The sequence below is a fragment of the Desulfocucumis palustris genome, from assembly GCF_002933875.1.
Lineage (GTDB): Bacteria > Bacillota > Desulfotomaculia > Desulfotomaculales > Desulfocucumaceae > Desulfocucumis > Desulfocucumis palustris.
Genome location: NZ_BFAV01000125.1, coordinates 1 through 26,028, shown reverse-complemented (window position 1 = coordinate 26,028; position 26,028 = coordinate 1). Strand labels below are relative to the sequence as shown.

Below are 26,028 nucleotides of genomic sequence, written 5' to 3'. Positions count from 1 at the left end.
GTATCATTTGTTTGGGGAAGTATATACTATGTATTGAAGGGAGGTTCTTAAGAAATGAAAAAATTATCTACTGCAAAACTTGCAGAAACCGTAAAATTAAAACGTGAGGAAAAAGGATTAACACAAGAGCAATTGGGTGATCTTGCCGGAATTAATCGAGTAATGATAGGTCGTATAGAGCGTGAGAACTTTATTCCTTCTATTACTCAATTGGAATTTTTAGCTAAAACACTTAACTTTGAAATTACTGACATGTTCATTGAGGAACAGGAGACAAACTTCTTTATTGCGTTGCGTAGCGAAGCATTAAGTGAAAGTGAAAAAGAAGGCGTTGATAAGCTTTTTACCATGATGTTAACCCTTAGGCAGCAAATACTTTTAAGGAGCAAATTTGAAAATGCAGCCTCCCACCAAGCTTGATAATCAGCAGATTTCTAAAATTAGGGATCTTGTTGAGGAAAAACGCCGCACATTAGGATATATAGGAAAAGCCGCTATCGCTAAAGATATTTTTGCCATTCTTGAAAATATGAACATTTTATTGCTTGAATATCCCATTGAATCAGAAGGTAAAAAACCAGCTTTTTCAGCTGCACTTATGTATTCTAAAGTGGGTGACAAAGAGCTAATTTTCATGGGCTTAAATACTGCCGACTATTTTGATAGGCAGATTTTTGCTGTTGCTCATGAACTATATCATTTTTTTACTATAACTGGCTCACATCTTAGTCGTGTTACTGAAGTTGATTCTCCGATTGAAGTTGAAGCTAATCGATTTGCTGCAGAATTATTGCTGCCACAAAATGTATTAGAAAGTCTTATTTTTAGCGAGTTTAAGGACTCTTCACTACAAAAAATACAAATCAAGACATTGCTACGTTTCGTAGCTAGACTACAATGTGCTTGGTGGCTTCCATACCGGTCTATAGTCAGAAGATTTATGGAAATTGGTGCTATTTCTGAACAACAATTCGAACAACTCTATTCCATCAATGAGCGAGATATGGTTGGAGAGTACGGACGTATGGGTAAAGCAATCAACAATGAAATTTTCTGGAAGCTTAACACCAAAACCAATAATATTGGTACCTCGCCTAAAAATATTGAAGTGATCATTAGAAATTTTGAGGATAATATTATAGATGAAGATAAATTCTTAAATACCTTAAGTCTCTTTGACAAAAAACCCGATGATTATGGTTATACGATTGAAGTTTCTGTTGAAGATGTAAATGAGTTTGAAGAATTTTTTAACCGGCGAGGCTGACAATGAACATTGATCTAACCTTCTTAAACCCAGCCCTTATAAGTATTTTTAAACAGCCAGACCAAATCATTACTTTGGATGCAAATTTTATTATCCCTCCCGATAGAAGTAAATATGCTGAAAAAAGCTTTGATTTTCCTCTATTTCGCCAGGTATGGCTCGATCCAATATTTCAAGCTTTCTCCAATTTAGCAATTCATGAAGCTGTTTATGATGAGTTAGTAATGCCATCAGAACAGTCTTATATTCAGGCAATTATAAATGATAGACCACCACGTCTGATTGTTCATAAAGACTCAGAACTAACTTCCGAAGAGCAAGTGATCAGAGGTTCCATCGAGAAAAGAATCTATCCTTTTACCAAATATGACCCTTTGCTTGACAACAAGGATGATCGTGGTGAAGTTAAATCACTTGCTTACTTAGCAGTAAAGGGACTACTATATTTTGCTGCTCATGATTCCAATGCTATTCAGTTAGTAGAAAGAGCAGAAGAATTGTTAACAGGTCTTGATAATGTACAAGTTATTAAAATGTATGAATTAATATTTTATCTTTACATAAATAATATAGGTAATAAAAAAGCCTTGAGAATGCTGTATAAGTATCAGTATCACTTGACACAGTTCGAACAAAAGACAAATCCAAAATGGAGGCAATTTGTTGAGGCTATGGAAAATCTCTACCATGGTTTGTTATAAAACCGTTAAACTCAATCCACGGCAATACAGTAGGAAGCAACAAACACCTGTGTTTTCATTCTTAATCGTCTGAATGCATCAGAAAATAATATTTTTCCAATGTCTCTTTGATAGGCTGTTCTGTAAGGATCATCAACATCTTTTTTCCAGAACCTTGCCTCTGAGGATTTCTTGGCAAATGGCGACAAATATTCTTTTTCCCATAGTTCTTGTTGTTCTCTAAAACTAATCATTTTGATTCGCCGCACTTATCTTTTGGGTTTTCATTCTATGGTGAGATAGTAACTTATACAAAGTTTCCGGTTTTTCTTCTATCCAGGCGATTAAGAAATTACCACTTTTAAAACGTCGGATATAGCATCTTGCCGGGACTCCATCTATTGTTTCTTTTTGACATATCAGGCACCCCCGTTTAATTACCGGAATGCTGTTTATTTTCTCTATGTTGAGATTGACTCCCGGAGTATTATAGGCAAAGAGTGGTTGGGATTCACTGAAGCACATAAAAGCTCCTTTATACACTTCAAGTTCCACAAGTCTTCTGCATGCCATTTCCAAACTAACTTTATAGCCACGCAAAATATAATGAATCAGGTCCATCGGTTCTCGGTACTTTTGCGCCAGGGCAAGCATCCTGTTTTTGGGGGCCAGTATTTCCGTTGCAAAATTATCGGCTTCGGTGTGCAGGAAAGGGTCTTCTTCCTCTTCGATGATGCTTATGTCGCCCTGGTGGCCCAGGTATATGTGGGCCAGCTCATGGGCCACGGCAAAGCGCCGGCTTGTGAGTGGCCTATTGCTGTTAACACAGATGTGTACTGATGTATAAACTGGTTTATCTAAAATCATGGCACACACGTTAATCGGGAAGTCCCGCTCGTCAATTATTACAGGCTTACCAAGCACCTGACTGGATAACCAAGCAATATCTAAAGGGTATTTAGGTTTAAGCGCATTGACTAATAACCGTGCCTCTATAGTTGCATTTGATTCAGTCAAGATGTCATCTCCTGTAGAATTATGTCGATTGGTCATGATATGACAGAACCACCGCTTTCTAGTTAGCGGTGGTTCATTTGTTCTTTTTTTGTTTTTGCCGTTTTTGCTTTTCTATCTCATCAACCATTTCAATATAATCATAGACTTTCTTTTTACCATCAGGTGACAATTTACCTATAGCTCGCATAAAGAACATATCCAATCCTTCAAGAGCTTTTGGTTTGGGAGGGTCGGTCTTGTCAAGATATCCAGCAGCAGCCATAAGTTCATCAGTGGAAATAGCCATAGCTCCTGCAATTAGTTTTATTGTTCGCATAGTAGGCGTAACTGGCTTTCCAGTTGTAGGATCTTTACCGTTTTCTAATTTGTCAATATATGCGTGGCTTAATGAAGCTCTTTCAGCAAATTCTCGTAAAGATAGGTCGTGGTCAATACGATATTTTTTTATTATTTCTCCTATACTCATAAAAACAACTCCTTTGTAAACTATAGCAGACATTTCAAAGAAAATCTATAGTTCTTTCGTATTTTATAGTTGACAACGATAACTTTAAAATATAAAATATTTACAGTACACTAAAGGTTACAAAGTGGTAACTATAGTATCCATTGGAGGTGGACCTTGTGAAAAATAGAATTGCTGAGTATCGAAAAAAAGCAGGTATGTCTCAAGATCAGCTTTCCAAAAAAATAGGAATTTCAAGACCTTATTTGTCTGACATTGAACGAGGTATTAAAATTCCTGGGGCTATCATAGTAAAAAAAATTTGTAATATTCTAAAAACCAATTTTGAGGCTCTTTTTTTTACAGAGGATGTACACTATAGTGAACATATTTTATTAAAAACCGCTGGACGGGAACGGTAAGGAGTTAATCCATGGACCCCAAAATAGATCGCCAAGCAAAAATATGCCCGGTTCTGACTGCCTATTTAAAAGATAATACTGCAGGCTATATGCCGATAGACCAGCCATGTAAACAAAGTCGTTGTCGCTGGTGGATAGGGGACGACTGTGCAGTACCCTGGGCCGGCCGGTTGGCCAGAGCAATTTTTATGGGACAGCTTAAATTATTTGATAAAAAAGATTAAACATATCCTGTACTCTGACTTGCTTTATGGGAGGTATAATCATGGCCCGTTCACGTCTTGACGACATGAAATTTAAAACTTATTACATTACAGAAAGCTTAAATCAAGAAACTAACGCTGCTATTAATCACGGGCGTCAGACTATGATTCGTATTATAGCGCAAAGTGTTCTTCGGAATGAACAACAAATAGGCATTGGTTTAAAACAACAGGATAGCAAAATTAAATCTTACAATAAATAGATTCTACGAAAATATTTTAAACCCTCCCAGTAATTGGTATTAATGCTTACAAGCTATTAAATCATAGGTACGACGGTAGGCCCTAGGGCAGGAAAAGCTGCCCGGGGGCGTGCCGTTAGGCATGCAGGGTGTTGCGGAAAAAGTTACTTGGTCCTACCGGTTGGGGACTGTATCTGCCGGGCGTAATAGAAATTGCAAAATCTTTTATGCAACTGTTGCGACGTCACGGGCAAGTGTGGTGATTTGCCCGTGACGGAAGAGAAATGCGCCTTCTGCCTAAATGCCAGCCAGGGCGTTGAATCGGTAGCGATGTTCTTTGATATAGCCTTTGGGACTGGACAGGATGTCATGCCTGCCCAAGGGAGTTTTATGTATTGCAGTGAGCCCGTTTTCCTGAAAACAGGGACTGCGTTAATAAGGCGTGGGTCTGGGGGTTTCGGCTCTGTTGTATATTGGTGCACCCCCTTTATGCAATTGGAGTTTTTGCTTGATTCGGATTCTTGGATTTGCGCAAACTTGACGCGGTTTAGAGCACCGCTCCGGGCTGTTTTTTCCAGTGCCAATTTCCGTTGCCTCCTCGTGGCGCACTGGGGGCGCACTTTTATGTTTATGGTGCGGCGAAAGACGGATAAGGGAGGTTGTGTTTGTATTGAAATACGATGAGATCGAAAGGATGTCCCTTGTGTATTCCCGTTCAGGGGATCATGAAAAGAAATTAATTTTGCAAAAGGTATGGGAAATAGAAGGGGCCACGGGGCTTGCAATATTGTCCAGAATACTTGATTATCCATATTTCTACTTATACATAAAGGGTGATATCGAAGCTTTTAGAGTTCGCAGGAACCGGAAAAGAAGAGGCCGGGCATATTACGGCGAAACAAAGAAAAATAAAATTGACGAATTATCCATTGCAGAAGTTGCCAGAGAGGCAGCGCTGGGAGGAATTGAATTAAACTGCGGTGGTAAAAAGACCGGGCATGTATGTAGCAATGGCAGTATAAAAAGCATTTCATTCGCCCAAGGTATGCAGGCATTGTCGGGGCAATAGGAGTAATCTATGGATATGCCGCTCATGTGGACTTGTGGACAGGCCTCAAGCCTGCCCACAGGGCCCACAATCGCTTGGACAACAAAATACGTTGCCCACATATCCACAGATACTGCTGCTAATTATTAATCATGACATTGGTTAAACACTTTTTACTATGGTTTATTCCACGTGGAATATTTGACCGGGTTTGCCCCGGCTTTTTGTTTTTTATGGGGGGTGAAAAGAGTGGCCATTAAAAATCTTGCCTTTAGTATATATCAAAATGACGATGATTCTGTGAGCCGGGAAATGATTGATAGACGTGTTAATGTCGAAAGACATGTTCTTGAATTACTTTCCCATGAAGATCCTTATCCTCAAACTGGCGATATTTTTAGCCTAAAAAATGATTTAGACATGAATTGCACTGTTGTCACTGTCAAGGACGAAAAAAAGATTCTATGGCGAAGCCCTTCCGGTCCTTGCATTAACGGCAGCAATGAAATGTATAATTGGCTTTGCGACGGAAAGATTCCCACATGTAGTAAGTTTATTCGGGGTAATGGCGAGTATGCTCCTACCGGCTGCAAACACTGGCACAAGTGCAGTAAAAGCTGGAATAGGAAAATCATATTTTAGTAATTTTTTTTAGCGAGGTGATTTATACGTTTGGTGTAGTTGTCAATTCAGACAAGGAAAAAGCTATTGTGGATGTTATTGGTGACCGGATTGTACACAGTAGTTTCGGTTCTTATGAACCAGCGGAAATTAAGCGCGTTTTTGAGATGGCTTTGAGGATTCCTTTAAATACTTTAATTATTGATGTATCCGTGGGGCAGGGCAATGAATTTATTAACGCGGTAAAGATATATCGCATGCAAAGACCTTCAACCAGAATAATTCTTCTTGCAGCAGGCAGGGCCCCGGGAGACCGGCTGGTTGCATCCTTTGTGCAACTGGGGGTTTTTGATATTATTCCGGATGACGGTTGGGCGGAGAGACTAAAAGACGTTTTGGAACAACCACCGGCTGATTTTAACACTGCGGAAAGGTGGGTTATGCAGGGCGAAGGAATAGAAGTGGCAGAAAAGATAAGTTGCCCCAAGCTGCCCGTTGAGACAGGTATAGAGTTAAAAGATAATGATGGGGAGAGAATTACTGGTGACAAGAATAAAGTGAGTTTTAAAGCCGAGCCTTTTTTTCCGGAACCGCCCAATGGCAATTTTGAGATTCCAGGGAACTTTGTTCCAATGGAAAGCCCATCGGTGCCTGACAATGATTTGGCGGAGAAAAGTTTTCGTAACGCAAAAGGAAAGTCAAGTCTAAAGGAATTAATACCAATTTCTTTCTTAACCAACAAAAAAAGAAACCTGAAAACCGATGACCTGACCGGCTGCTACACCAGGTCCTGCTGGGACGATTGGTTAAAGGAGAAGGCTGAAAAAGGAAGCGGCTTTGCGGTGGCAATGCTGGACCTGGACCATTTTAAATCAATAAACGATACATACGGCCACTTGGCAGGGGATGAAGTGCTGTCCATGTTCGGAAAGTTTCTTAGGGAGCACACCAGGAACAAGGATATTATCTGCAGGTACGGGGGCGAAGAGTTCATTCTCGGTCTTTCAGTGGCTGATACAAGCGAGGCGTACAAAACCGTTGAACGGCTCCGGGAAATGTGGTCCTTCGAGAAGATTTGTCATGATGGCGTTTTTATAAAAGTGACTTTTTCGGCCGGCGTGGCTCAACACCAAAACGGCATGAATGTTGTGAAAAACGCGGACACGGCCCTTTACCGGGCGAAATCCCTGGGGAGAAACAGAACGGAGATATATGCGGCAGTGGAAAGCCCGTGCGGCTTCATACTGCCGGAAAAGGTTTTAAGATTCTGCACTCCCTGGGCCTGGGAGGGCAGCTCCGCCTCCGAGGTGGTAAGCCTCGCCAGGCATCTGGATAGTGTGGCCATAATCGACGCCAACTTCAAAAGCCCACAGCTTTACGCATACTTTGGATTCGATGCCGCCGACATATGGAATAAGGATTGGAGGAGGGTAGGGGTGGGCGGGGGGCTGGAGGTGAACGGCAAAATCATTTGGCTCCTGGACCCGACTTGTGATGAAAAGGAAGACCCGGGACATATAATTAAAACTGCCGCACAATTGGCTGATTGTGTCCTGATTGACGGCGGAAGCGAACCGGAGTTGGATATCCCAGGATATCCAATTCTTTTTGTGAAAAATGTTGAGCAAAAAATTATTGATGCCTGGAGCTATTTCAAGCCCTTTGAAAGGGGTCTGGTATTATGTCCGCCTCATATTGACGCCCGGGGTTTTAATTTGCCCTATACCAACAATATCAGTGAAATTGCCAAACAACTGAAAGGAGCCTGAGAATGAATGTTTTTTAAAAAGAACCCGTCAGCTCAGATTTCAAAATCCGGAAAGGGGTATCTTCTGTTAGCCTCTGTATTATGCCTGGTTACCGGATTTTTAGTTTATCAGGCCTTGGACATGGCCATACCAAAAATAAGCGTGTTGGTAACTACCAGGGAATTAAAGCCCGGGGATGTAATCACAAAAGAAAATTTGAGCGTTGTCAAGGTTCCCAAGGCCTCCGTTCCCTCCGACAGGGTGACAGGTCTGGATGAAGTGTTGAACAAGCACTCAAAAACCTATGTCGCAGCCGGCGACCCCATACGCAAGGTTCATGTGGCGGAAATTGACGGCGGCGGCAATGTGGCGGCCAGATTAAACCTTGTGGGGAAAAATACGCTAGCGGTGGCCCTCCCGCCTGAATCGGTTTTGGGGCTGGTGCTTGACATCGGCGACAGGCTGGATATTATCGGTGTGGTTGAACAGCCTCAAGACAAAATTACCAAGGGTAAGCGTATTGTGTTGGGTGCCCCGGTGGTATACGTTCCCCAAAAAATAATTGAAAAAGAGCAAAAAAAGGATGAAAGCGTTATCGTGGCGCTGACTCCGGAACAGGCGGAAAAAGTTGCCCTGGCAATGGTTAAGGGCAAGCTGGTAGCGGCCATAAACCCCATAGGCGGGGATTTGCCGGCCACGGCGGGGATTACACTGGATAGGGTACTGGAGTAAGGGGGGATAAAAAAATGTTTGAAAATGAAATTAAGCTGCTGGTTGTTGACGGGGATCTTGAGTGGAGCAAAAAGCTCTACCGCCAATATTCAAATCATAAAAGAATAAAGGTTATCGGCATGGCCACCGAGGGTAAGGACGGAATAGGCATGGCCAGGGACCAGGGGCCGGATGCCGCCATAATAAATCTTGGCCTCATTGATATGTCGGGGCTGGAGGCGGCCTCCCGGATAGCCCGGGACTCACCCGGCACGGTGTTATTCATGGTCACGGAAACCCCTTCCTTGGATCTGTGGAAAAAAGCCACGGCCATGGGGGTCAGGCAGGTATTAACCAGGAACATGGCCCCGGAGGACCTGGCTTCCTCAATAGAAAACGAAGTGGATTCCTACAGGTCCGAGGTAATTAAACTGTCCGGCAGTATGCCCGGGATAAAGCCGGGCAGCGGCCCCGCCGGCGGCCTTGTCAGGGTCGAAAAGGAAATACAGAGGGTAAAGCAGATAGTTCTGGCGGTTTCCAGCGGCATCAAGGGCGGGGTTGGAAAAACCACCACATCGGTAAATATGGGTGCCGCAGCTGCCGCCCAGGCGGATATCGGAGTGAGGGTTGTGGTGGTCGACTTGAATGAAGCCGGCAACGTAACCCTGCAGCTGAACATGGGCACACCGGAAAGCCTGGCTGCAAGATCTATTTTAAACTGGCAGTACATTTCAGAATCGCCTGCGCCGGAGGATATGGAAGATTACGTCATCAAGCACCCCTGCGGACTTTACGTTGTTCCCGGGATACCAACTCCTGAACGGCTTCCGGAATTAAACGAAGATTTGGTAAGGAAAGTTGTACAGACACTAAAAACGAACTTTGACCTCATAATACTTGATCTCCCTCCGTCAATTGCCCTCGACGCCAGCTGGGTGGGAATGGATGTGGCAAATTACGTTTTTGTTGTAACCACCCCCGACGAGCAGGAAGTGGCGGGGCTTATGAAGGTGGAGGAAATACTCCATCGACTTAACTGCGTTGAAAAATGCGTGAGGGTAGTTAATAAGCATAATGAGCCGGAATCCTTAACCTTAAACGAGTTTTACAAACTCTATTCGTTCCCTCCACACCTGGGGGAGCTGCCGTATGACCCCCAGGTGAAGAAGGGAAGAAAGCTGGGAACGCCCTGCGTCTTAATGGCGCCGGACAGTGAATACAGCCAGGCCATAAGAAGGACGCTGAATAAAATCTTCCCAGTGTTTGGCGGCGCATCCGTCGAAAGAAATAACGGGGCCAAAAAGAGTTTCTTAGGAGGTTTTTTTAAAAGAAAATCCTGTTAAACAAAAAGCCCGTCTTCATGTTTGAGGCGGGCTTTTATATTTTAAGAATTCAAAATGGAGGTGTATAAATTGTCGCTTGGAAGTGGGTTGCAGAAAAGGCTGGCCGGCTCCCCGCAGGTTCCCCAGTTAGGATTAAACAGTGAGGCGCCCGGGGCCAATGCCGGTAATGCCAGTATGGATGAAATATTAAAGGACATCCGGGCGGAGGCCCAGGAGAAGCTGAAAGCCAAATTTCAGTCTCACGAAATATCGGACCGTAGCTCGGAAAATACCAGGAAGCGTGTTCGCAAGGAAATAATAGAGATTATCGAAAGCAAAACAACGCTTTCCAAGCCGGAACAGCTTTATCTTGCGGAAAAGTTAATTGATGACCTTTTGGGCTACGGGCCGCTGGAGGTGTTTTTCAACCCGCCCTTATCGGATCAGGTAACTGAAATAAAAGTTAACCGGTGGGACCATATACGGATTGAGAAGAATGGTATAGACATGCCCGCAGTGGATGATAAAGGAAACCCCCTCCGGTTCAGAGATGAAAACCACGCCAGGGATGTGCTGGACAGGATGCTTGCCCCCACTGGGCGCAAGGTGGACGGGTCAACTCCCTGCGTATCCGCCAGACTGCCGGACGGCTCCAGGCTAATGGCGCAAATACCTCCGGTGGCTGTTGATGGAACCATCATAACCATCCGCCGGTTCAAAACGGATATGAGTATGGAAAAGTTATTGGAATACGGCGCCTTAAATGAAGAAATCAAAGATTTTCTCTCCAGGGCTGTATACAGCCGGCTTAACATTTTTATATCCGGAGCCACCGGTTCCGGTAAGAGCGCAACATTAAGCTGCCTTACCATGTATATACCCGAAAATGAATCAATAATTACCATAGAGGACCCGGCGGAACTGCAGTTAAAACATCCAAACGTAAGGCGCCTGGAGGCCAAACCGAAGAATATAGAAGGCGAAGGCGAGGTTACCACGTGGGAATTGGTTGCCCAAGCTCTCAGGATGGCGCCGAAAAGAATAATCGTGGGTGAGTGCCGCAATAACGAAGCCCTTGATATGGTGCAGGCCATGGGCACCGGCCATGACGGCTCAATGAGCACGGGGCACGCCAACAGCGCCGATCATATGCTGAATAACCGCCTTGTTAATTTGATACAAGGTACGGGAAGAGAGCTCCCCTATGAAACCATAATCAGGATGCTGGCCGACTCAATTGATATTGTGGTCCACCAGCAACAGCAGAGGGATGGCCGCAGGAGAATCGACCATATTGCCGAGGTTGTCGGTTATGAAAAAGTGGCCGGAAAATATAAGGTTAAACTTAACAATATTTTTGAATACAGCAAGGAGAAAGATACCTGGCTGAGAACCGAGCACATCTTCACCAGACAGGAAAGGCTGGTGTTGTAAACGTGGATATGATGGCTGTCATTTCGTCTCTGGCTGCGGCCAGCGTGTTTTGCATTTTTTTAGCCGTAAAGAAAATCCGGGCTGAAACAAACTGGATGCATATTCGATACAGTACCACAAAAAAGCAATCAAAGGACATATTTGCATTTCTATACCGGGACGCCTGGGCCATGGGCCTTGAAATCACCAGGAATCAAATTATGGGGATTCTAGCCGCCGGCGTTTGCATAAGCATCGCCCTGGTCTATGCGGTTACTGGAAAGCCATTGATCTCTATACTTGGGTTTCCTTTGGGATTTGCGGCACCCTATATATGGGTAAAAAGAAAAATAAGCGGGCGCACCGAAGCATTCAAGGCCCAGTTGGAAACAGCCTTAAATCAGATGGCTTCCTCGCTCCGAGCAGGGCAAAACATCCGGCAGGCCCTTGAACAGGCGGCTATATCAGCCGAGGCCCCGGCCAATGAAATACTGGGATATGCGGTACAGCTATTAAAATCCGGCGGATACAACATCACCGAGGCGATGGAGGAAACCAGTAAGCTTGTAAAATCAAAAGAAATGGAAACCTTGGCCCTGGTGACCTCCATCTGCGCCCAGAGTGGCGGCAATCTCGCTTCCATCTACGACCAGCTTGCCGATTCGATCAGGGATAAAAGAGCCTTCGCCTCCCAGGTAGGCGCGGCCACCGGTGAGAGCCGCATGACGGCCAACGTCCTTTTGGTGCTGCCCTTTTTGGCAATAGGGGTAATGAGGATGCTGTCTCCCGAATATATGGAGCCTTTATTCTCCTCTGGCGGCCTGGTGATATTGGGTATCTGTTCGGCTGTGATTATTGCCGGCTATTTAATCATCAAACGATTGGGGGTTGTTGAATATTGATCCATGCCTTAACAGCCGGCCTTTCGGTCTTCTTCTTTATTTTGTATCTGGATGCCGGGAGAAGGCCGGCGGCAGTATCGGTGAAACAAAAAGTTGACATGCTCCAGTTAAAGAACAACGCTAAGAATTTCGGCGTTTCTTTTTTTGGGCCGCTGGTGCCAAAGGTATTTGGCGAGGATGTGATTTACAGCGTCAATAAAAAGCTGGTCTGGGCCGGGATTGACAATATCACCACGATAGAATTCCTGGCCCTTAAAATTGCCGCTGTTTTCCTGCTTCCGGTCATCGGCTTTGTGTTGTCACCCGTCCTGGGCTACGATCCTTTGTTTGCCATAATGCTGGGCGGGGCCGGCTACATATTGCCGGAGTCAATATTAAACAGCAGGGTCAAGGCCCGGCAAAAGGAGATTAAGGCAAGGGTGTTGGATTTCGCTTCGTTGCTGGCCACCACCCTGGAAGCCGGGGGCGGGGATATATATAACTCGTTGGTTATGATAGGCAGCAGGCTTGGCGGAGAATTGGGAAAGGAGGTCGATAAGGCCGTACATGATGTCCGGACCGGAAAGAATCCGAACGACGCGCTGATAAACATGGCCGAAAGGTGCGGCGTTGACGACATGACGCAATTGATGAGAATCATCAACACCGCCAATAAATACGGCACCAAAGTATCCGATACCATAAACAGCTACGTAACGCAGATACGAACCCTGCGCCGGTATGAGGCCGAAAAAATAGCCAATGAGGCAGCGGTTAAAATGGTATTCCCAATGCTGGTGTTTATCATAGCACCGCTTATGTTTATGCTTGCTTACCCGGCGTTTCAACAGCTGGGCAGCATTTTAGGTTAGAAATGAAATCCATAAAAACAGGGAGGAATAAGGAATGTTACAGGAACTAAAAAAACTGATGCTGGATCAAAGGGGCCCCACGCTGCTGGAGTATGCCGGACTGGCCGTGCTAATCCTGATTGCGGTTTGGGCGGCTGCAAAGGCCCTGGGCGGCACCGCTGGAGACACCTTCGGTGAGATTGATGATAAACTTCAGGAAAGATAAGCGCCGAAAACGCCGGTTTAGCACCTGCGTTTACCTCGTAGAAGGGAAAGAATTGTAAAAAGGGAAATTTTTCTTGTGGATTAGCGAGAAAATGGTAGAATTATGTTTGGGAATATTGGACTGAGGACGGGCCTCACCTGCCGGGGATGGAAGCATCCGGAAAGGGGGTGAGGTGGAATGTTGGCAGTATCAGACACAATACAGATTGTGACAACTGTCATCCTACTAATCACCCTTGTAGTGTTGATCGCCGACCGCAGGCGTTAAATGCGGAACCCCTTAAACTGTCGCCACAGTTTAAGGGGCCGTAGATAATACCTCGGTAGTGTGAGGCACTCGAGCCGTTTTCATTTCCAGTATTCCCATTTAAAAAAGGAGTGATAACTCTTTAGGTAAATAATATAATCCGAATTCGGATTTGTCAAGAAATAGGAAATAAGGGTTTTAGGGAGGTTTCGTAAATGAGTAAACTAAAACTTAATGTTATAACCATAGTCCTGGTGTTGACCATGGCCATGGTTGTGGCAGGCCCGGCTCTGGCCGAACAAGCCGAACAGATTGATGTGTACGAAAAAGAAATGTTGGTCAAATCCTTGGTGTTTAAAATCGGAGTGCCTTACTACGTGGTGAATGGCCAAACGCCCGGCGTTAAAATGGATGTGGCCCCTTTCATACAAAGTGGCCGGACGTTTGTGCCGGTGCGGTTCCTGGGTAACGCTCTGGGCCTTGACGACAGCAAGATTACCTGGGACAACGGTACCAATACGGCCACGCTGGCGGGGAGCGCCGCCACATTGCAATTGACCATAGGCAAGGCTCAAATTAGCATCAACGGGCAGAACAAAGCCATGGACGTGGCGCCGCTGCTGGCCAGTGGCCGGACTTTCCTCCCGGCCAGGTACGTGGCCGAGGGCCTTGGTTACCAGGTGGGCTGGGACGAAGCAGCTCAGACTGTTGTATGCTGGCCAGCAGGAGAACCGAAGCCGGATGTTGCTTCGGCAGTTAATTACCTTGTAAGTGTCGTCAACCCCACGTTGCCGCAGCAGCCCAAAGGCGAAACTCTTACCACCCGGGCTGGGTACCGGATTCCCATAGATACTAAGCTTGTTATTCCCAAAGATATTAACGAGCTTGGACCCGGTGATCCGAATAAATGCGAGCTTGGTTTTGGCATCGACTTGACCAAAAGTGAACTAGCCAGCCAGTGGAATGATGCGTCCAGCATCCTTTCCCAAAAAATCAACGGCCAGACTGTTAATGAAGTGATGGCATATGTGAAGCAAAAGACGGATTGGAAGCAAGTATTGGTGTTTCAGCAATGGGAATCGAATGGTAAAAAAATAGGCGTTAATTCCCCGGGGGGGTCTGATGGGGTACAAATCACCGTTTGGTATAAATAAATACAGGAGAGTGATTATTATATGATGAAAAGATTGACCGCGGTTGCGGCAGTCTTTATTTTTTTGACTGCTGTGGTGCCAGCCTTTGCCGAACAATTATTTAACCCGCAAACAGCCATTGAAAACGCATTAAACAACGGTTACTACAAATCCCAAAACCCGGATGGCGACATTCTAAATTATGTTTCAATACCCATTTTGAACTATTACCTGAGAGGGGAAAATTACTACGGCTGCTTGGTTTACGGTCAACCTCACGGGGATATAAAAGGCGATCAGTATAGATATATGGGTTATACCAAATTCAAACCAACCCCAGACGTTAAAGAGGATTACACCAACATTGCCTTTCCTCCGGACGTTACCCATACCGGATATTTTGAAGACCAGAAATGGATAATTCGGCCATGGTGGAACGGTGACGTTCAAGCCGAATATAACGTTGATTTTAACAACGGCCTCGACGGTACTGATAAGTACGCCAAAAACATTAACTATGGCGTCATGCTTTATTACAACGAAAAATACAACGCAAACAACTACCAGCTGAAAGGTGTCACTGCCGAGACTCGAAGTTTTTGGGAAAACATTGACCAGTATATACACATCCTGGCCCCGCCCACGGAATACGCCTGGGGCATAGGCAGGATGTGGCGGGTTAACAGCAGTGGAGGCATAAATTACATCACGGTCCCGATTTCGCCCGGGGCTTTATTGAAATTCCCGGACCTGTCAGTAAAACTGCAGGAGGACAGATTCACTGATAAAAAAGCCGGGGAAAAAATTACATCCACTGTATCGTATACGCTCGACGCTGACTATTCAGAGGAAGAAGTAGCCTGGCTTCGCCTGCATCACGTGGTAAGCGGCCAGGAGTACCCTATTGCTCTTGTGTCTGTTGACTCTGCCGATACGCCAAATGAAAAAGGTCATGTGGTTTTTAAACCTGGAAAAACGAAAACATACCAATATACATTTACTGTGCAGGACAGAAACACAACGATATTGGCGCGAATAAACCCGGCTGATCCATATGTGCAAGATAAAAAATGGGATAACAATAGGGATGAGGCGCCGGTGACAATCGTTTCTGCCTGCACGGACATCTCCGTAACCGGCATAAAAAGCCTGAACAGCACCGTGGTTGGCGGGCGGCCTGAAAAGTTTACGGCAACCATAAAAAGAGCCAACGATGGCCCCAGTGGAAATGTTGCCGTTAAAGTCACGGTAACCGGCAGCAACGGGTTAAAGAAAGAAAAAACCTATTCCATGGCAAAAGGGCAAACGGTTCAGTATAGCTGGGTCGATACAATCAGCAATACAATCACATACACGGTACAGGCCTTGCCCGTGGGCGTGGAGGACTGCGCCTTGGGCAACAATGCCATGCAGAGAGGATGGACGCCCAGAACGGCGCTAAAGCCGCCCAGTACCACCAATGAAATTTGGATTTCAATTAACGGAGCAAAATAACTTTTAAACCCTCCTTCCAATGGAGGGTTCTTTTATTTTTTACATTAAGTTTAAGGGGGTGATTTTATTAAACTATTAAAAAATCAAAGAGGTAACGCTATTTTGGAGATGGCTTTAGCTTTTCCAATTCTGTTGGGTTTAGTCCTTGGAACAATTAATCTGGCTATACTGCTTAACAATAATATAACAGTAGCAGCAGCGGCCAGGGATGCAACACGTGTGGTTACAGCAACAGCAAATATCGATGAGGGGATAACTGCCGCCCAGAAAAGTCTTGATGTGGGTTTGATTGGAGGAGGAGAAAGTTCAATAAATATATATCTTACTTCATCAAGCTTAGTTTCTGAAATAACATACAATGTTCCTATATTGATACCTGGTTTTGCAAAACTTTTAGGTGGAAATATAACAGATACAATGGTATCAATGAAATACAATTCAAGCACTTATGTAGAAAGAGCCGTATTTGAGCCGCCGCCTCCTTCTCCATATTGCGGGGATTGGTATAACTGCAGCGGAGGTGGTTGGTGGTGGTAAAAGTTTTCAAAAACATGGGCAAAGACCAGCGGGGAACGGTTATTTTGATGGCTGTCCTGCTGGTATCAATACTCCTGATAATGGCCGGGGTTGCAACGGACCTGGCAAGAGCCTGGGTAGCCCGGGAAGATTTGCAGGCGGCAATTGAGGCCGCCAGCCTGGCAGGGGCGAGAAACGCTAAAAGATATGTCACTGTTACTGTAGAGCCCGGCCACAAAGAATGCTCCACGGATGAAGACGGCCATACCTCCTGCTGGTGTGTTTCAGAGCCAATCGTAGACAGGTCGGGCAACGAGGTTCACATGATCGACGAAGACGGCTGGAGGCATAATGAATGCGACAATTACCTGGGCATAAGAAAAAGATGGCTTGAATACCCCAACGACACCGCTGAGATTATGCAGGGGGTTTTTGATGTTAACCGCCCTTCCCTGCTGGAGGAGGATGGCGAAATAACCTCTGAAAGAATAAAAATTAATGACTCGGCAAGCGATGAGGCATACCCTTCTGTAACGGTCAGGGCCGGCGGGAGTGTAAACACCTTTCTCCTGAAGTTAGCCGGTATAGACGAACTGGAATTTAACCGGTGCTCTCAGTCAGCGAGTTATTATGACAAAATTGTGGAGGGGAAGATATATGGCTGGGAAAGACCTGAAGATGATTGCAAGGAATGAGCGCGGGGCCGTACTGCTGGAGTTGGTCATAACATCAATGATAATATTGGTCATCTGGACGGGAATGTGCAACACGGCCCTGCTGTTCAAGGATAAGCTCGCTGTTATTGCGGTTGCAAGGGAGGCGGGAAGGGAAGCCGCCGCCACCGGCAATTTGAGCAGGGGGGAACAAAAAGGCCGGGAGATGATGGATATAACAAAAATAAGGGATAAAGCGGAGATTAATGTTTATTGGTATGAATCCCCCTATCTGGCTGCTGAAGTTACCTGCCGGTCGCCCCTGGTGCTCCCCGGCATGGGCGCCCTGCTTGGGCACCCCTGGGAAAAAGAAATCACCTTGAAAACAACGAAAATCTTTAGAGCCGAACCATGAAGGTGGGTGCCATGGAATATATTCTTAGCGGCATATCTGATACAATGTTGTTCTTTTTATCGCTTGGGGCAGTTTTATTGTTTGCCGTGATGATGATAATAACCAGGGTGTTGCAGTATACGCATTTAATCATCATCTTAGCCATCGGGCTTGTTATAGGATGGAAAATGGGATTTGTATCCATGGATACGGTTGAAGCCATAAAAAGCTATTTTTAATACCTTCTTCATGGTGGTAAGAGGGTGCGTTATCGTACTGAATCTTCCCGGCCCAGAAGGAGGGCGGGCTGCAGAAAGGTAACCGTTACAAGTTTCATAAGAAGGGCAGAGGGTAATCATTATAACGAGAAAGTAGTTTGTTGAAAAATGTAGGATATACAAATAATATGACGAAATATTTTTAAAGGTATAATTTCCCCTTTAACTAATTTTAGTAAATTTAAGGGGGGATTATAATGAATGAGTTAATCCAGTTAAAAAGGTTTTCCGAAATAAATTTGGGCGATTCATTTTTTAATTCTCTGAAAGAAGATTATAAAGGCTTTGTTAATTGGTTTAAAAATAAGGCTGACGAAAATGCTTTCATTTTAGAGAGCGAAGATGGAATTGAGGCTTTTTTGTATCTTAAGGTTGAAAAAGGTCCTGTTACCGATGTTACTCCTTATTTAGACGACCACACGAGGGTAAAGATAGGCACAATGAAAATTAACCCTCATGGGACCAGGTTAGGAGAACGATTCATAAAAAAGGCTTTTGACTTTGCTGTCAGTAAGGGCCTTAATGAACTCTATGTTACAGTTTTTCCCAAACACGATTCGTTAATTAATATTTATAAACAGTATGGGTTTATTGAACATGGCAAAAAAATTACTTCTGATGGCGAAGAATTAGTACTGGTAAAATCATTTTCCGCTTTGAAAGGAAACGTAATCTTAGATTATCCTGTTGTAATAAATAGGAATGTTAACAAATATTTGTTAGCTATATATCCGGAATTTCACACACGATTATTCCCCGACTCAATTTTAAGAACTGAAAGATTTGATGTTATTGAGGATGTTTCCCATACAAACAGCATTCATAAAGCTTATATATCCTATATGGAGGATGTTTCCAAGTTAAATGCAGGTGATGTTTTAGTTATCTACAGGACAAAGGAAAGGGATGATCCAGGCCCCGCTGAATATAGATCTGTTGCAACTTCTGTTTGCGTGGTCGAAGAGATAAAATCAAAAAAAGATTTCAAAAATAGGGATGATTTTGTGAAATATTGTATGGCTTATAGTGTCTTTAGTAATAATGAATTAATAAAATGGTATATGGCTAGAAAACCTTATCTGTACGTAATAAGAATGACTTATAATATTGCAATGACGAAAAGGCTTACCAGGGGGCAATTAATAAAGGATTGTGGGATCGAAAGGAATGCCTATTGGGGATTTATTCAATTAGCAGATAGAAATTTTAATAGAATAATAGAAATGGGTGGTATAAATGAAAGTCTTATTGTCAATTAGACCTGAATATGTTGAAAAAATATTTAGTGGTGAGAAGAAATATGAATATCGAAAGAATATTTTTAAAAAAGAAATTGATAAAGTAATAGTTTATTCTACCCAACCGGAAGGAAAGATAGTTGGGGAATTTAGCGTGGAGATTATATTACATGATACTTTAGACAATATATGGGATTTAACAAGCAGGTATTCAGGTATAAGCCACTCATTTTTTAAAAATTATTTTAATGGAAGAGAGGATGGGTACGCGATAAAAATTGGAGAAGTGATTCCATACAATGAGCCAATAGATCCCAGAGATATTAATACGGATTTCAAGCCGCCTCAATCTTTCTGTTATTTAGAGAATGATTTTCATAGACATTAAAAGTAGTTGCATTACGATAGCTAACAGGAGCTAACAGGTGAAGGATTTTTAAATGAGCCATAAGGCTCTTTTTTTATTAAAAAGTGCGAATGGAGGTCAATTATTACATGCAATATATTTTAATCGCGGGGAGCATGGTGATAGCTTTTACGGATGTTAAATGGCATTGGATTCCCGATGTGCTGTTATTGCCCATGTTCTTTATTGTTTTGGCCGAGAAATTCATCACTGGGGGAGACCCGTTGCTTATTGAAAGCTTGGTGGCAGCCTTTATTGTTTTTATGCTTGCGTTCACGCTCTATAGTCTGGGCGGAATGGGCGGCGGGGATGTTAAGCTGATACCGGTTATAGGGGCGTGGTACGGCTTGCAGGAAACATACTTAATCATGCTGATTGCCTGTCTTATAGCGGTACCCTGGGGCGCCGTCAAAATATATAAAAACAAGGAATCCGTAAAGGAACGCTTTACCGGCTTATTTAGAGGCTTATACCTATATGCCTGCGGCAATAGAACCGAATTGCCCTGGGAAAAACTCCCGGAGGATATCAATGCTCCATTGCCTGCAACAGCAATACCCTTTGGAACATGCCTAATTGCGGGGATCTTTATCCGGGAGTTGATCAAATATTATGCGTAAATACATACCGGTGCTATTCTGTCTCTTCGGATTGTATGAAAGCCTGTCCATAATTAACTGCGAGCTTTGCCGGAGTAAAACATTGCTTAATATCCCCCTGGAGATATGGGGCGCGACTTTTTTCGGAATCACGGCATTGCTGTTTCTTTCAAGTTATAAAAAAACATTGAAGATAGCCCTGTCAGTATGGTTTTTAGCCCACATGGCGGTTATAATCTATTTCGGAATTATGGATAAATATTTGTGCTCAAGCTGCATGATATTGGCAGGTGTTGAAGGTATTCTGTTAATCCTGGCTTTTTCCTCGGATGAGGATAACCCCGTGAACACATCCATTGTCCAAGTTTTTTCTGTCTTTCTACTTATAATTATGGCGGCTATTCCCGCCGGCAAGGCTGTAATGGCTGCGGCGTCAAATGCTGCTTATGGCCAAATCAGCAAAATGGAGAATATATCCACTGAAAGCCAAAAGAATATCGGGTTAGCGCCGGCGGCAAAAGATATGAAAATATACGATGAAAACGGAAAGGAGGTACCAATTAAGTCCGGGACAAAGGTGCTGTTTTTTGCATGGTGGTGTCCCCACTGCAAGGACGCCCTGCTGGAAAACAAAGATATGGTAAAGGTAAGCACCTATTTCAAAAAGGATGCGGACAACATTCTGGAAACTAAAGAAAAATTGAAGGACCTAAATATTCCTGCGGATAAATGCTACTACCTGCCGGATAACCCTCCGGTTAAAAAGGTGCCGGAAGTATATCAGTTTTAAAGCGGCATCTTATTTAAAAAATAACTGTGAGGAGGATTGAAAATAATGTTTAGTATTCTTGAAAAATGTTTTAATTATAAATTTGTGTTTAATTATTTGAAAAAAATGGATTTTGACGAAAAGATTTTTGTTATCCTTATGATTGTCGGTTTGGCGATTTCTTTTTATATGACTTCAATAATAAATTTTTCCTTGCGTAATTATGGGGCTTCGATATGAATTTGCCTTTTCGCCAGAAGTGTTTATGGGTATTTTTGTGGGTTTATTGAGCGCCACTACTGTATTAGCCTTATTGGCACGCAAGTATTTTTTTTTGAAGTGAGAAGTTAAAGGAGACGTGAACAAAGTTGGAAAATGATAAATATTTCATAGATAAAGGGGATGGAAAATATTGCAGGATAATTACTGAAGATGGTGTGTGGCCATTATACATACTGAAAAGAAATAAAAAAATCAAAAAATATTTTGTCAAAAGACATCCTGTGAATCGTGTATCACAGGATTCTTTTATAGAAGAATGTGTTTGTGCAATTGTTGTTTGCGCCTTCCTATTATTATTGTCTTGGCTTCAATATATAATGCCATATGGCTTATATATTGAAGCAATAGTGGTTTTAATTGTTATTGCGAGGATATACAAAATAGAAGGAATAGTGAGTGGGCATGCTTATGCGATGCCTTTTATTTGCTTATTATTATGGATATTTGTTTCTCATAATTTGTTTTAAAGAAAACTATTTAAGGAGTGAAGCAAAAATTGTTCAAAAGAAAATTGCCCCAAGCCTTTGAAAAAACAGAAAAAAGCCCCTGGCCGCTTAGAATTGCCGTTGTGGCAAGCCTGGTTATCGCAGTGGCCAGCGCCTATGCCCTGCGCCAGTATAGCGTTAACAACCAGGAAATAACACAGGTGCTGGTGGCGGGGCGGGACATCATGCCCTACACCGTAATAACCCAGGATTATTTGGGCTGGCGAAAAGCCCCCAAGGGTGCCCAGGAGCCCGGGACGGTGCAGAATCCCAAAGAGGTGGTGGGCAAAATGACCGGCACCGTTATTTTTGCCGGGGAGCAAATACGCAAGGAAAAACTGTCAGACCCCGGCCTTTCCCTGCAGCCCACGGAAAGGGCCATCGCCATCCCGTCTAACTCAGTAAAAAGCGTAGGGGGGACGATTATGCCGGGGGACATCGTGGATCTATATTGGATAAGCAATCCGGAGCTGCCGGCAGTCCTCATATCCCAGGGGGCAAGGGTAATGGAGATAAAGGGGAAAAGCACCGGCCAGGCCCTGACCCAGGTAACCCAAAAGGCCGGCAACATGGTACAGCAGGCGGTTTCCGCCAGCGTTGACGACGCAAACAAAAATGAAACCTTTATCGCCATTGTCATCGTGAACCAGGATAATGCATCCACCGTGGCCCGGGCCGCCATCAGCGGCGATGTGGTCTTTTCAAAGGTGAACCGCGGCGCCATGGTGCAAACAACAGCGGTGCAGCCCACACAGGCTGCGGCAAACGAAACCGTTGCCCCGCAGGAACAAACGGTGGGCCCGGAAGAAAGGCCAAAGACAAAGGCCGGGGCGGTCGAGAAAAAGCCGGGCGGCCAGGACAGACAGCCGGAAGAAGCCAGGGAAACAGAAAACGCCCAATCCAATAAACCACAATAAGAGGGAGGGTAACTATGTTTATTGACAAAGCTAAAGTACATTTAGAAATAAAGTTTGATGCACCTTTAAATCGTAACGACTCGTATGATTGGCTTTCAAAATATCAAATAATTGCTTATACCATCTCAAGTGAGGGGCGAAAACAATTTGAGGTTGCACGTGCGAGTATAATTTTCTTGGACGGAGATATTAATTTAAACATTAAAGGTAGCTCATTACCTATGGCATGTGATGCGCACAGTGAAGAAATATATAATTTATATGAAACTATTTTTGATGAAAACGAGGAGATTATAAAAAAACCTTTAGATCAAATAATACACCCATATATTTGGTACATCGATTACTTATATGTCCATTCAAATTTTCGCAGAAATGGCCTGGGAACAGCTATACTTGAGTGGATTATGAATTTCCTTTGCCGTTATCAAGGTGCAGTTATAGCTTTACCTTGTTCGATTGAATTAAAAAATTCAGATTTAGGCTATCTTGAATTGATATCTATTGATGATGAAGAATTAAAAAGCCAAACAAAAAGATTTTTGAATAGAAATAAATTCTATTTTCTCGAAGACACTCCTTATATGTATCACCTTTTAGAATGGGAGTCTGGAACAAGTGACTTTAGAGGTAAAGGAAGGCAACTCAATAATGTATTATATTTGTTTGAAGAGAGATAAAAAATATATTGAGCAAATATAATTTTGAATGTTGCAAACCTCAAAAAATATTTAATATAGTACGCTACCGAAGAAATGTGAATTCCAATGGCGGCAATACTTTATAAAAGACGCAGTTTCATTGGGATACATATACATCCATAATAATGCAATAACTCAAATCCTATCCATGAGGCTCATATTTGGAAATGTGAAAATCTAAGATCCAAGGAGACATTTTAAGAAAACCCTAGATTATAGAGGGAGGGGAAATCATAGTGGCCACGATACATAAATTTGTTAAAGTCGGGGAGCTGTCCCTGGAAAAGTTCCAGGAGATATTTGCGGAAACCATCGTGGGTAAGGACAGGCTTCCGGAGTCTTTGTCAAGCAGAAGGGATGACGTCATCCAAAGGGCTTGTGCGGGCTATCCCCAGGCGGCAAAGGAGGCGGTAAAGCTAATTACAGATTTTATGGAACTGAACAACATCAACATTGAAGGTCTGACCAATGAAAAAGTGGCCTGGGAAGTATACAAGTCTGTCTGGAGCCTGGACAGACTTCCCGAGTCTTTGTCAAGCAGAAGGGATGCCATCATGCAAAGGGCCTGTGCGGGCTATCCCGAGGTGGCAACGGAGGCGGTAAAGCTAATTACAGATTTTATGGAACTATACAGCATCAACATTGAAGGCCTGACCAATGAAAAAGCGGCCTGGGAAGTATACAAGTCTGTCTGGGGCCTGGACAGGCTTGAGGATTTATATAATGACCCGGGTCTGCAGGAAATAGCCGTGAACGGTCCGGACCATATTCATGTCTTGAGAAAGAAACGGAAAGCGCCCAATCCAATAAACCACAATAAGGAGGGAAAATCATAGTGGCCACGATACATAAATTTGTTAAGGTCGGGGAGTTGCCCCTGGAAAAATTCAAGGAGATATTTGCGGAAACCATCGTGGATAAAGACAGGCTGCCGGAGTCTTTGTCAAGCAGAAGGGATGCCGTCATGCAAAGGGCCTGCGCGGGTTATCCCGGGGCCTCCCTGGAGGCTGTATCATTGATAACCGATTTCATGGTCCTGTACAACATCAGCGTTGAAGGGCTGACAGGTGAAAATGCTGCCTGGGAAGTATACAAGTCTGTCTGGGGCCTGGATATCCTTGAGGATTTGTACAATGATCCGGAGGTGCAGGAAATAGACGTGAACGGTCCGGACTGTATTTATGTTTTAAGAAACGGCAAATGGGAAAGGGTTGACATTAAGTTTCCAAACGGGGAGAGAATCAAGGACTTAATTAACCGGCTGATACTCCACGACAACGTAAGCATAACCACCAGCAATCCCTTTGTCGAGTCCAAACGGGCGGACGGCAACAGGATTACGGCGGCCATACCCCCCATTGCAAAACACCCGACAATCTGCCTGAGAAAGCTTAACACCTTTGAATACACCCTGGAAAACCTCACCCGGGCAGGCACCTTAAACGAAAAGGTTTATAAGCTGCTGGAGCTATTGGTAAAGGGGCGGGCAAATATTTTAATCTCCGGCGGAACCAATACCGCCAAAACATCTTTGCTTCAGCATATGGTAAGTTTCATGCATAAATCCTTAAGGCTGATCACCCTGGAAAATAAATTTGAACTGGAACTGGGCAAACGTTATCCATATCTCAATATAGTGGAGTTCGAGGAAGATCCCGGCAAGGGAGTAACCCTTAAATCCCTGTTTCGCCTGACGTTGCACCTGACTCCGGATATAATCATTGTTGGGGAAATAAGAGGTCTGGGGGAAGCTGTGGAAGCCATAAAGGCTTGCCTGCGCGGCCATGACGGGTCAATAGCCACCATACATACCTCCAGCGTGGAGGAGGCCATCAACGGTCTGGCCATGATGAACGTCGAAGAAGGAAAAAACCTCCCCCTGGAGCTGGTGCGGCTGCAGGCAGCCTCGGCGTTCAACGTAATAATCCAGATGTACTCGTCACCCACAGCCGGGATAAAGAAAATTATCCGGGTCACCGAGGTATATGTGAAAAACGACCAAATAGTGTTCAAGGATCTGTGTAAATGGGTGCCTGATGGGGATAACTATTTGGTTGGCGACTGGGTATTCCCCAACAAGCCCAGCAGCCGGCTCACGGAGAGATTTATAAAGCACGGGGTAACACCGGAGCAGATGAGGGCGGCTGATTTCACATGTTAACCTATAACCAAACACTCTGGCTGTTATCGGCGCTATTCGGGCTTTCCGTGGCGGCGGCGGGAGGCGTGCTGTTAAAGCAGTGCCTGGAGAGTCTGGCCCCGGGTCTGAGAAGTATGATTGACAAATACATCTACCGGCGCACATTAAGAGCCATGCCCAAAGGTATTCAAAAGGCCCTTTCCAAAAACAAGGCCGCTGGCGCAAAAGACCTGGCGGATATGTATTTCCATAATATTAAACAATTCATTATATCAGCGGGAGTACCTGCGGCCATATATATACCCGTGGCGTTGCTGCTTTCCGCCATTGGTTTTTTTATGGGATATTTTTACCTTAAAAACATCGTTGCAGCCTTCGCCCTGGTGCTGGCGGCGGTTTACCTGCCCCGGCAGGTATTCTCCAGCTCAAGGCAGCGCAGGATAGAAAAACTGCAAAAGCAGCTGGCGCCCGTGGCAAGCCTTTTCGGAGCTGAATTCTCCAGCAACCCCCAGGTCACCAGGGCACTGGAAGCCACTGCGCGCAACGCTCCCCAGCCGATTAAAAGTGTTCTGGAGCAGTGCATCAGGGACATTAAGGCAGGGTTTGATCCGGATACCGCCTTCCACCGTTTGGGAAAAAATTTAAACTACGAATACGGGGCCTTCTTTGCTCAGCTTTTA

The 26,028-nt window shown here is 44.2% G+C and carries 35 protein-coding genes; 32 read left to right on the top strand and 3 right to left on the bottom strand.

Going from position 1 to position 26,028, the window contains the following annotated elements; all coding sequences use genetic code 11:
* Positions 1-54: 54 nt before the first annotated feature.
* The 3 genes from DCCM_RS10210 to DCCM_RS10200 are packed head-to-tail and all read left to right on the top strand — an operon-like array spanning position 55 to position 1,968.
* Complete coding sequence (locus DCCM_RS10210; protein WP_104372299.1) at positions 55-420, top strand: helix-turn-helix transcriptional regulator; 366 nt, start codon at positions 55-57, stop codon at positions 418-420.
* Complete coding sequence (locus tag DCCM_RS10205; RefSeq protein WP_104372298.1) at positions 398-1,267, top strand: ImmA/IrrE family metallo-endopeptidase; 870 nt, start codon at positions 398-400, stop codon at positions 1,265-1,267. Before DCCM_RS10210 ends, DCCM_RS10205 begins: the two co-directional genes overlap by 23 nt.
* 2 nt (positions 1,268-1,269) lie before the next feature.
* A complete protein-coding gene (locus tag DCCM_RS10200) occupies positions 1,270-1,968 on the top strand; it encodes a hypothetical protein (RefSeq protein WP_104372297.1) in 699 nt (232 codons plus the stop codon).
* 11 nt (positions 1,969-1,979) lie between these two features.
* Here the strand turns inward: DCCM_RS10200 and DCCM_RS10195 are convergent, their stop codons facing one another.
* The 3 genes from DCCM_RS10195 to DCCM_RS10185 form a co-directional block, all read right to left on the bottom strand.
* Entirely contained in the window at positions 1,980-2,201 is a 222-nt protein-coding gene (locus tag DCCM_RS10195) for a hypothetical protein (RefSeq protein WP_104372296.1), read from the bottom strand.
* Positions 2,194-2,964, bottom strand: a complete 771-nt coding sequence (locus DCCM_RS10190) for an ImmA/IrrE family metallo-endopeptidase (RefSeq protein WP_165792104.1) — start codon at positions 2,962-2,964, stop codon at positions 2,194-2,196. The genes DCCM_RS10195 and DCCM_RS10190 overlap by 8 nt, the downstream gene beginning before the upstream one ends.
* A 73-nt stretch (positions 2,965-3,037) precedes the next feature.
* A complete protein-coding gene (locus tag DCCM_RS10185) occupies positions 3,038-3,430 on the bottom strand; it encodes a helix-turn-helix domain-containing protein (RefSeq protein ID WP_165792103.1) in 393 nt (130 codons plus the stop codon).
* Positions 3,431-3,588: 158 nt separating this feature from the next.
* On the opposite strand from DCCM_RS10185, the gene DCCM_RS10180 reads away from it, so the two are divergent.
* The 29 genes from DCCM_RS10180 to DCCM_RS10040 all read left to right on the top strand — a co-directional run.
* Positions 3,589-3,831 carry a helix-turn-helix transcriptional regulator gene (locus tag DCCM_RS10180; protein WP_207655582.1) on the top strand — a complete coding sequence of 81 codons (243 nt, stop codon included), beginning with the start codon at positions 3,589-3,591 and terminating at the stop codon, positions 3,829-3,831.
* An 11-nt stretch (positions 3,832-3,842) separates the two neighbouring features.
* Complete coding sequence (locus DCCM_RS10175) at positions 3,843-4,055, top strand: hypothetical protein (protein ID WP_104372293.1); 213 nt, start codon at positions 3,843-3,845, stop codon at positions 4,053-4,055.
* A gap of 41 nt (positions 4,056-4,096) precedes the next feature.
* Positions 4,097-4,297: a hypothetical protein gene (locus DCCM_RS10170; protein ID WP_104372292.1), complete on the top strand. Its 201-nt coding sequence runs from the start codon at positions 4,097-4,099 to the stop codon at positions 4,295-4,297.
* 649 nt (positions 4,298-4,946) lie between these two features.
* Entirely contained in the window at positions 4,947-5,345 is a 399-nt protein-coding gene (locus tag DCCM_RS10160) for a hypothetical protein (protein ID WP_104372290.1), read from the top strand.
* Positions 5,346-5,573: 228 nt separating this feature from the next.
* A complete protein-coding gene (locus DCCM_RS10155) occupies positions 5,574-5,966 on the top strand; it encodes a hypothetical protein (RefSeq protein ID WP_104372289.1) in 393 nt (130 codons plus the stop codon).
* Between the two features lie 146 nt (positions 5,967-6,112).
* Positions 6,113-7,714: a GGDEF domain-containing protein gene (locus DCCM_RS10150; protein WP_128739132.1), complete on the top strand. Its 1,602-nt coding sequence runs from the start codon at positions 6,113-6,115 to the stop codon at positions 7,712-7,714.
* A gap of 6 nt (positions 7,715-7,720) precedes the next feature.
* Positions 7,721-8,425, top strand: a complete 705-nt coding sequence (cpaB, locus tag DCCM_RS10145; protein WP_104372287.1) for a Flp pilus assembly protein CpaB — start codon at positions 7,721-7,723, stop codon at positions 8,423-8,425.
* A 14-nt stretch (positions 8,426-8,439) separates the two neighbouring features.
* Positions 8,440-9,747 carry an AAA family ATPase gene (locus DCCM_RS10140; protein WP_104372286.1) on the top strand — a complete coding sequence of 436 codons (1,308 nt, stop codon included), beginning with the start codon at positions 8,440-8,442 and terminating at the stop codon, positions 9,745-9,747.
* Positions 9,748-9,816: 69 nt separating this feature from the next.
* Complete coding sequence (locus tag DCCM_RS10135) at positions 9,817-11,160, top strand: TadA family conjugal transfer-associated ATPase (RefSeq protein ID WP_165792102.1); 1,344 nt, start codon at positions 9,817-9,819, stop codon at positions 11,158-11,160.
* 8 nt (positions 11,161-11,168) lie between these two features.
* The gene (locus tag DCCM_RS10130; RefSeq protein WP_231702735.1) at positions 11,169-12,041 is read left to right on the top strand and encodes a type II secretion system F family protein; all 873 of its coding nucleotides are present in this window, start codon (positions 11,169-11,171) and stop codon (positions 12,039-12,041) included.
* Entirely contained in the window at positions 12,038-12,892 is an 855-nt protein-coding gene (locus DCCM_RS10125; RefSeq protein ID WP_104372283.1) for a type II secretion system F family protein, read from the top strand. Before DCCM_RS10130 ends, DCCM_RS10125 begins: the two co-directional genes overlap by 4 nt.
* A 34-nt stretch (positions 12,893-12,926) precedes the next feature.
* On the top strand, positions 12,927-13,097 hold the full coding sequence (locus DCCM_RS10120; RefSeq protein WP_104372282.1) for a Flp family type IVb pilin: 171 nt from the start codon (positions 12,927-12,929) through the stop codon (positions 13,095-13,097).
* Between the two features lie 461 nt (positions 13,098-13,558).
* Positions 13,559-14,497, top strand: a complete 939-nt coding sequence (locus DCCM_RS10115) for a copper amine oxidase N-terminal domain-containing protein (protein WP_104372281.1) — start codon at positions 13,559-13,561, stop codon at positions 14,495-14,497.
* Positions 14,498-14,518: 21 nt separating this feature from the next.
* A complete protein-coding gene (locus tag DCCM_RS10110) occupies positions 14,519-15,970 on the top strand; it encodes an Athe_2463 domain-containing protein (protein WP_104372280.1) in 1,452 nt (483 codons plus the stop codon).
* A gap of 102 nt (positions 15,971-16,072) precedes the next feature.
* Entirely contained in the window at positions 16,073-16,507 is a 435-nt protein-coding gene (locus DCCM_RS10105) for a TadE family protein (RefSeq protein WP_104372279.1), read from the top strand.
* A complete protein-coding gene (locus DCCM_RS10100; protein ID WP_128739131.1) occupies positions 16,501-17,181 on the top strand; it encodes a pilus assembly protein TadG-related protein in 681 nt (226 codons plus the stop codon). The genes DCCM_RS10105 and DCCM_RS10100 overlap by 7 nt, the downstream gene beginning before the upstream one ends.
* Positions 17,144-17,554, top strand: a complete 411-nt coding sequence (locus DCCM_RS10095) for a hypothetical protein (RefSeq protein ID WP_128739130.1) — start codon at positions 17,144-17,146, stop codon at positions 17,552-17,554. Before DCCM_RS10100 ends, DCCM_RS10095 begins: the two co-directional genes overlap by 38 nt.
* 11 nt (positions 17,555-17,565) lie before the next feature.
* Complete coding sequence (locus DCCM_RS10090; RefSeq protein WP_128739129.1) at positions 17,566-17,772, top strand: hypothetical protein; 207 nt, start codon at positions 17,566-17,568, stop codon at positions 17,770-17,772.
* Between the two features lie 236 nt (positions 17,773-18,008).
* Positions 18,009-19,070, top strand: coding sequence for an N-acetyltransferase (locus tag DCCM_RS10085; RefSeq protein WP_104372275.1), 1,062 nt, complete (start codon positions 18,009-18,011; stop codon positions 19,068-19,070).
* On the top strand, positions 19,048-19,437 hold the full coding sequence (locus DCCM_RS10080) for an ASCH domain-containing protein (RefSeq protein ID WP_104372274.1): 390 nt from the start codon (positions 19,048-19,050) through the stop codon (positions 19,435-19,437). The genes DCCM_RS10085 and DCCM_RS10080 overlap by 23 nt, the downstream gene beginning before the upstream one ends.
* A 107-nt stretch (positions 19,438-19,544) precedes the next feature.
* Positions 19,545-20,075, top strand: coding sequence for a prepilin peptidase (locus DCCM_RS10075; RefSeq protein ID WP_165792101.1), 531 nt, complete (start codon positions 19,545-19,547; stop codon positions 20,073-20,075).
* Positions 20,068-20,844, top strand: a complete 777-nt coding sequence (locus tag DCCM_RS10070) for a hypothetical protein (RefSeq protein ID WP_104372272.1) — start codon at positions 20,068-20,070, stop codon at positions 20,842-20,844. The genes DCCM_RS10075 and DCCM_RS10070 overlap by 8 nt, the downstream gene beginning before the upstream one ends.
* A gap of 45 nt (positions 20,845-20,889) precedes the next feature.
* The gene (locus DCCM_RS18585; protein ID WP_165792100.1) at positions 20,890-21,063 is read left to right on the top strand and encodes a hypothetical protein; all 174 of its coding nucleotides are present in this window, start codon (positions 20,890-20,892) and stop codon (positions 21,061-21,063) included.
* A gap of 128 nt (positions 21,064-21,191) precedes the next feature.
* Positions 21,192-21,572 carry a hypothetical protein gene (locus tag DCCM_RS10065; RefSeq protein WP_104372271.1) on the top strand — a complete coding sequence of 127 codons (381 nt, stop codon included), beginning with the start codon at positions 21,192-21,194 and terminating at the stop codon, positions 21,570-21,572.
* A 29-nt stretch (positions 21,573-21,601) separates the two neighbouring features.
* Complete coding sequence (gene cpaB / locus DCCM_RS10060) at positions 21,602-22,507, top strand: Flp pilus assembly protein CpaB (RefSeq protein WP_165792099.1); 906 nt, start codon at positions 21,602-21,604, stop codon at positions 22,505-22,507.
* A gap of 14 nt (positions 22,508-22,521) precedes the next feature.
* Complete coding sequence (locus tag DCCM_RS10055; protein ID WP_104372269.1) at positions 22,522-23,187, top strand: GNAT family N-acetyltransferase; 666 nt, start codon at positions 22,522-22,524, stop codon at positions 23,185-23,187.
* Positions 23,188-23,444: 257 nt separating this feature from the next.
* A complete protein-coding gene (locus tag DCCM_RS10050; protein WP_104372268.1) occupies positions 23,445-24,044 on the top strand; it encodes a hypothetical protein in 600 nt (199 codons plus the stop codon).
* Positions 24,044-25,369: a TadA family conjugal transfer-associated ATPase gene (locus tag DCCM_RS10045; RefSeq protein WP_104372267.1), complete on the top strand. Its 1,326-nt coding sequence runs from the start codon at positions 24,044-24,046 to the stop codon at positions 25,367-25,369. Before DCCM_RS10050 ends, DCCM_RS10045 begins: the two co-directional genes overlap by 1 nt.
* Positions 25,363-26,028 (top strand): type II secretion system F family protein (locus DCCM_RS10040; protein ID WP_133163954.1); only part of this gene is annotated, 666 nt, incomplete at its 3' end. The genes DCCM_RS10045 and DCCM_RS10040, both read left to right, overlap by 7 nt.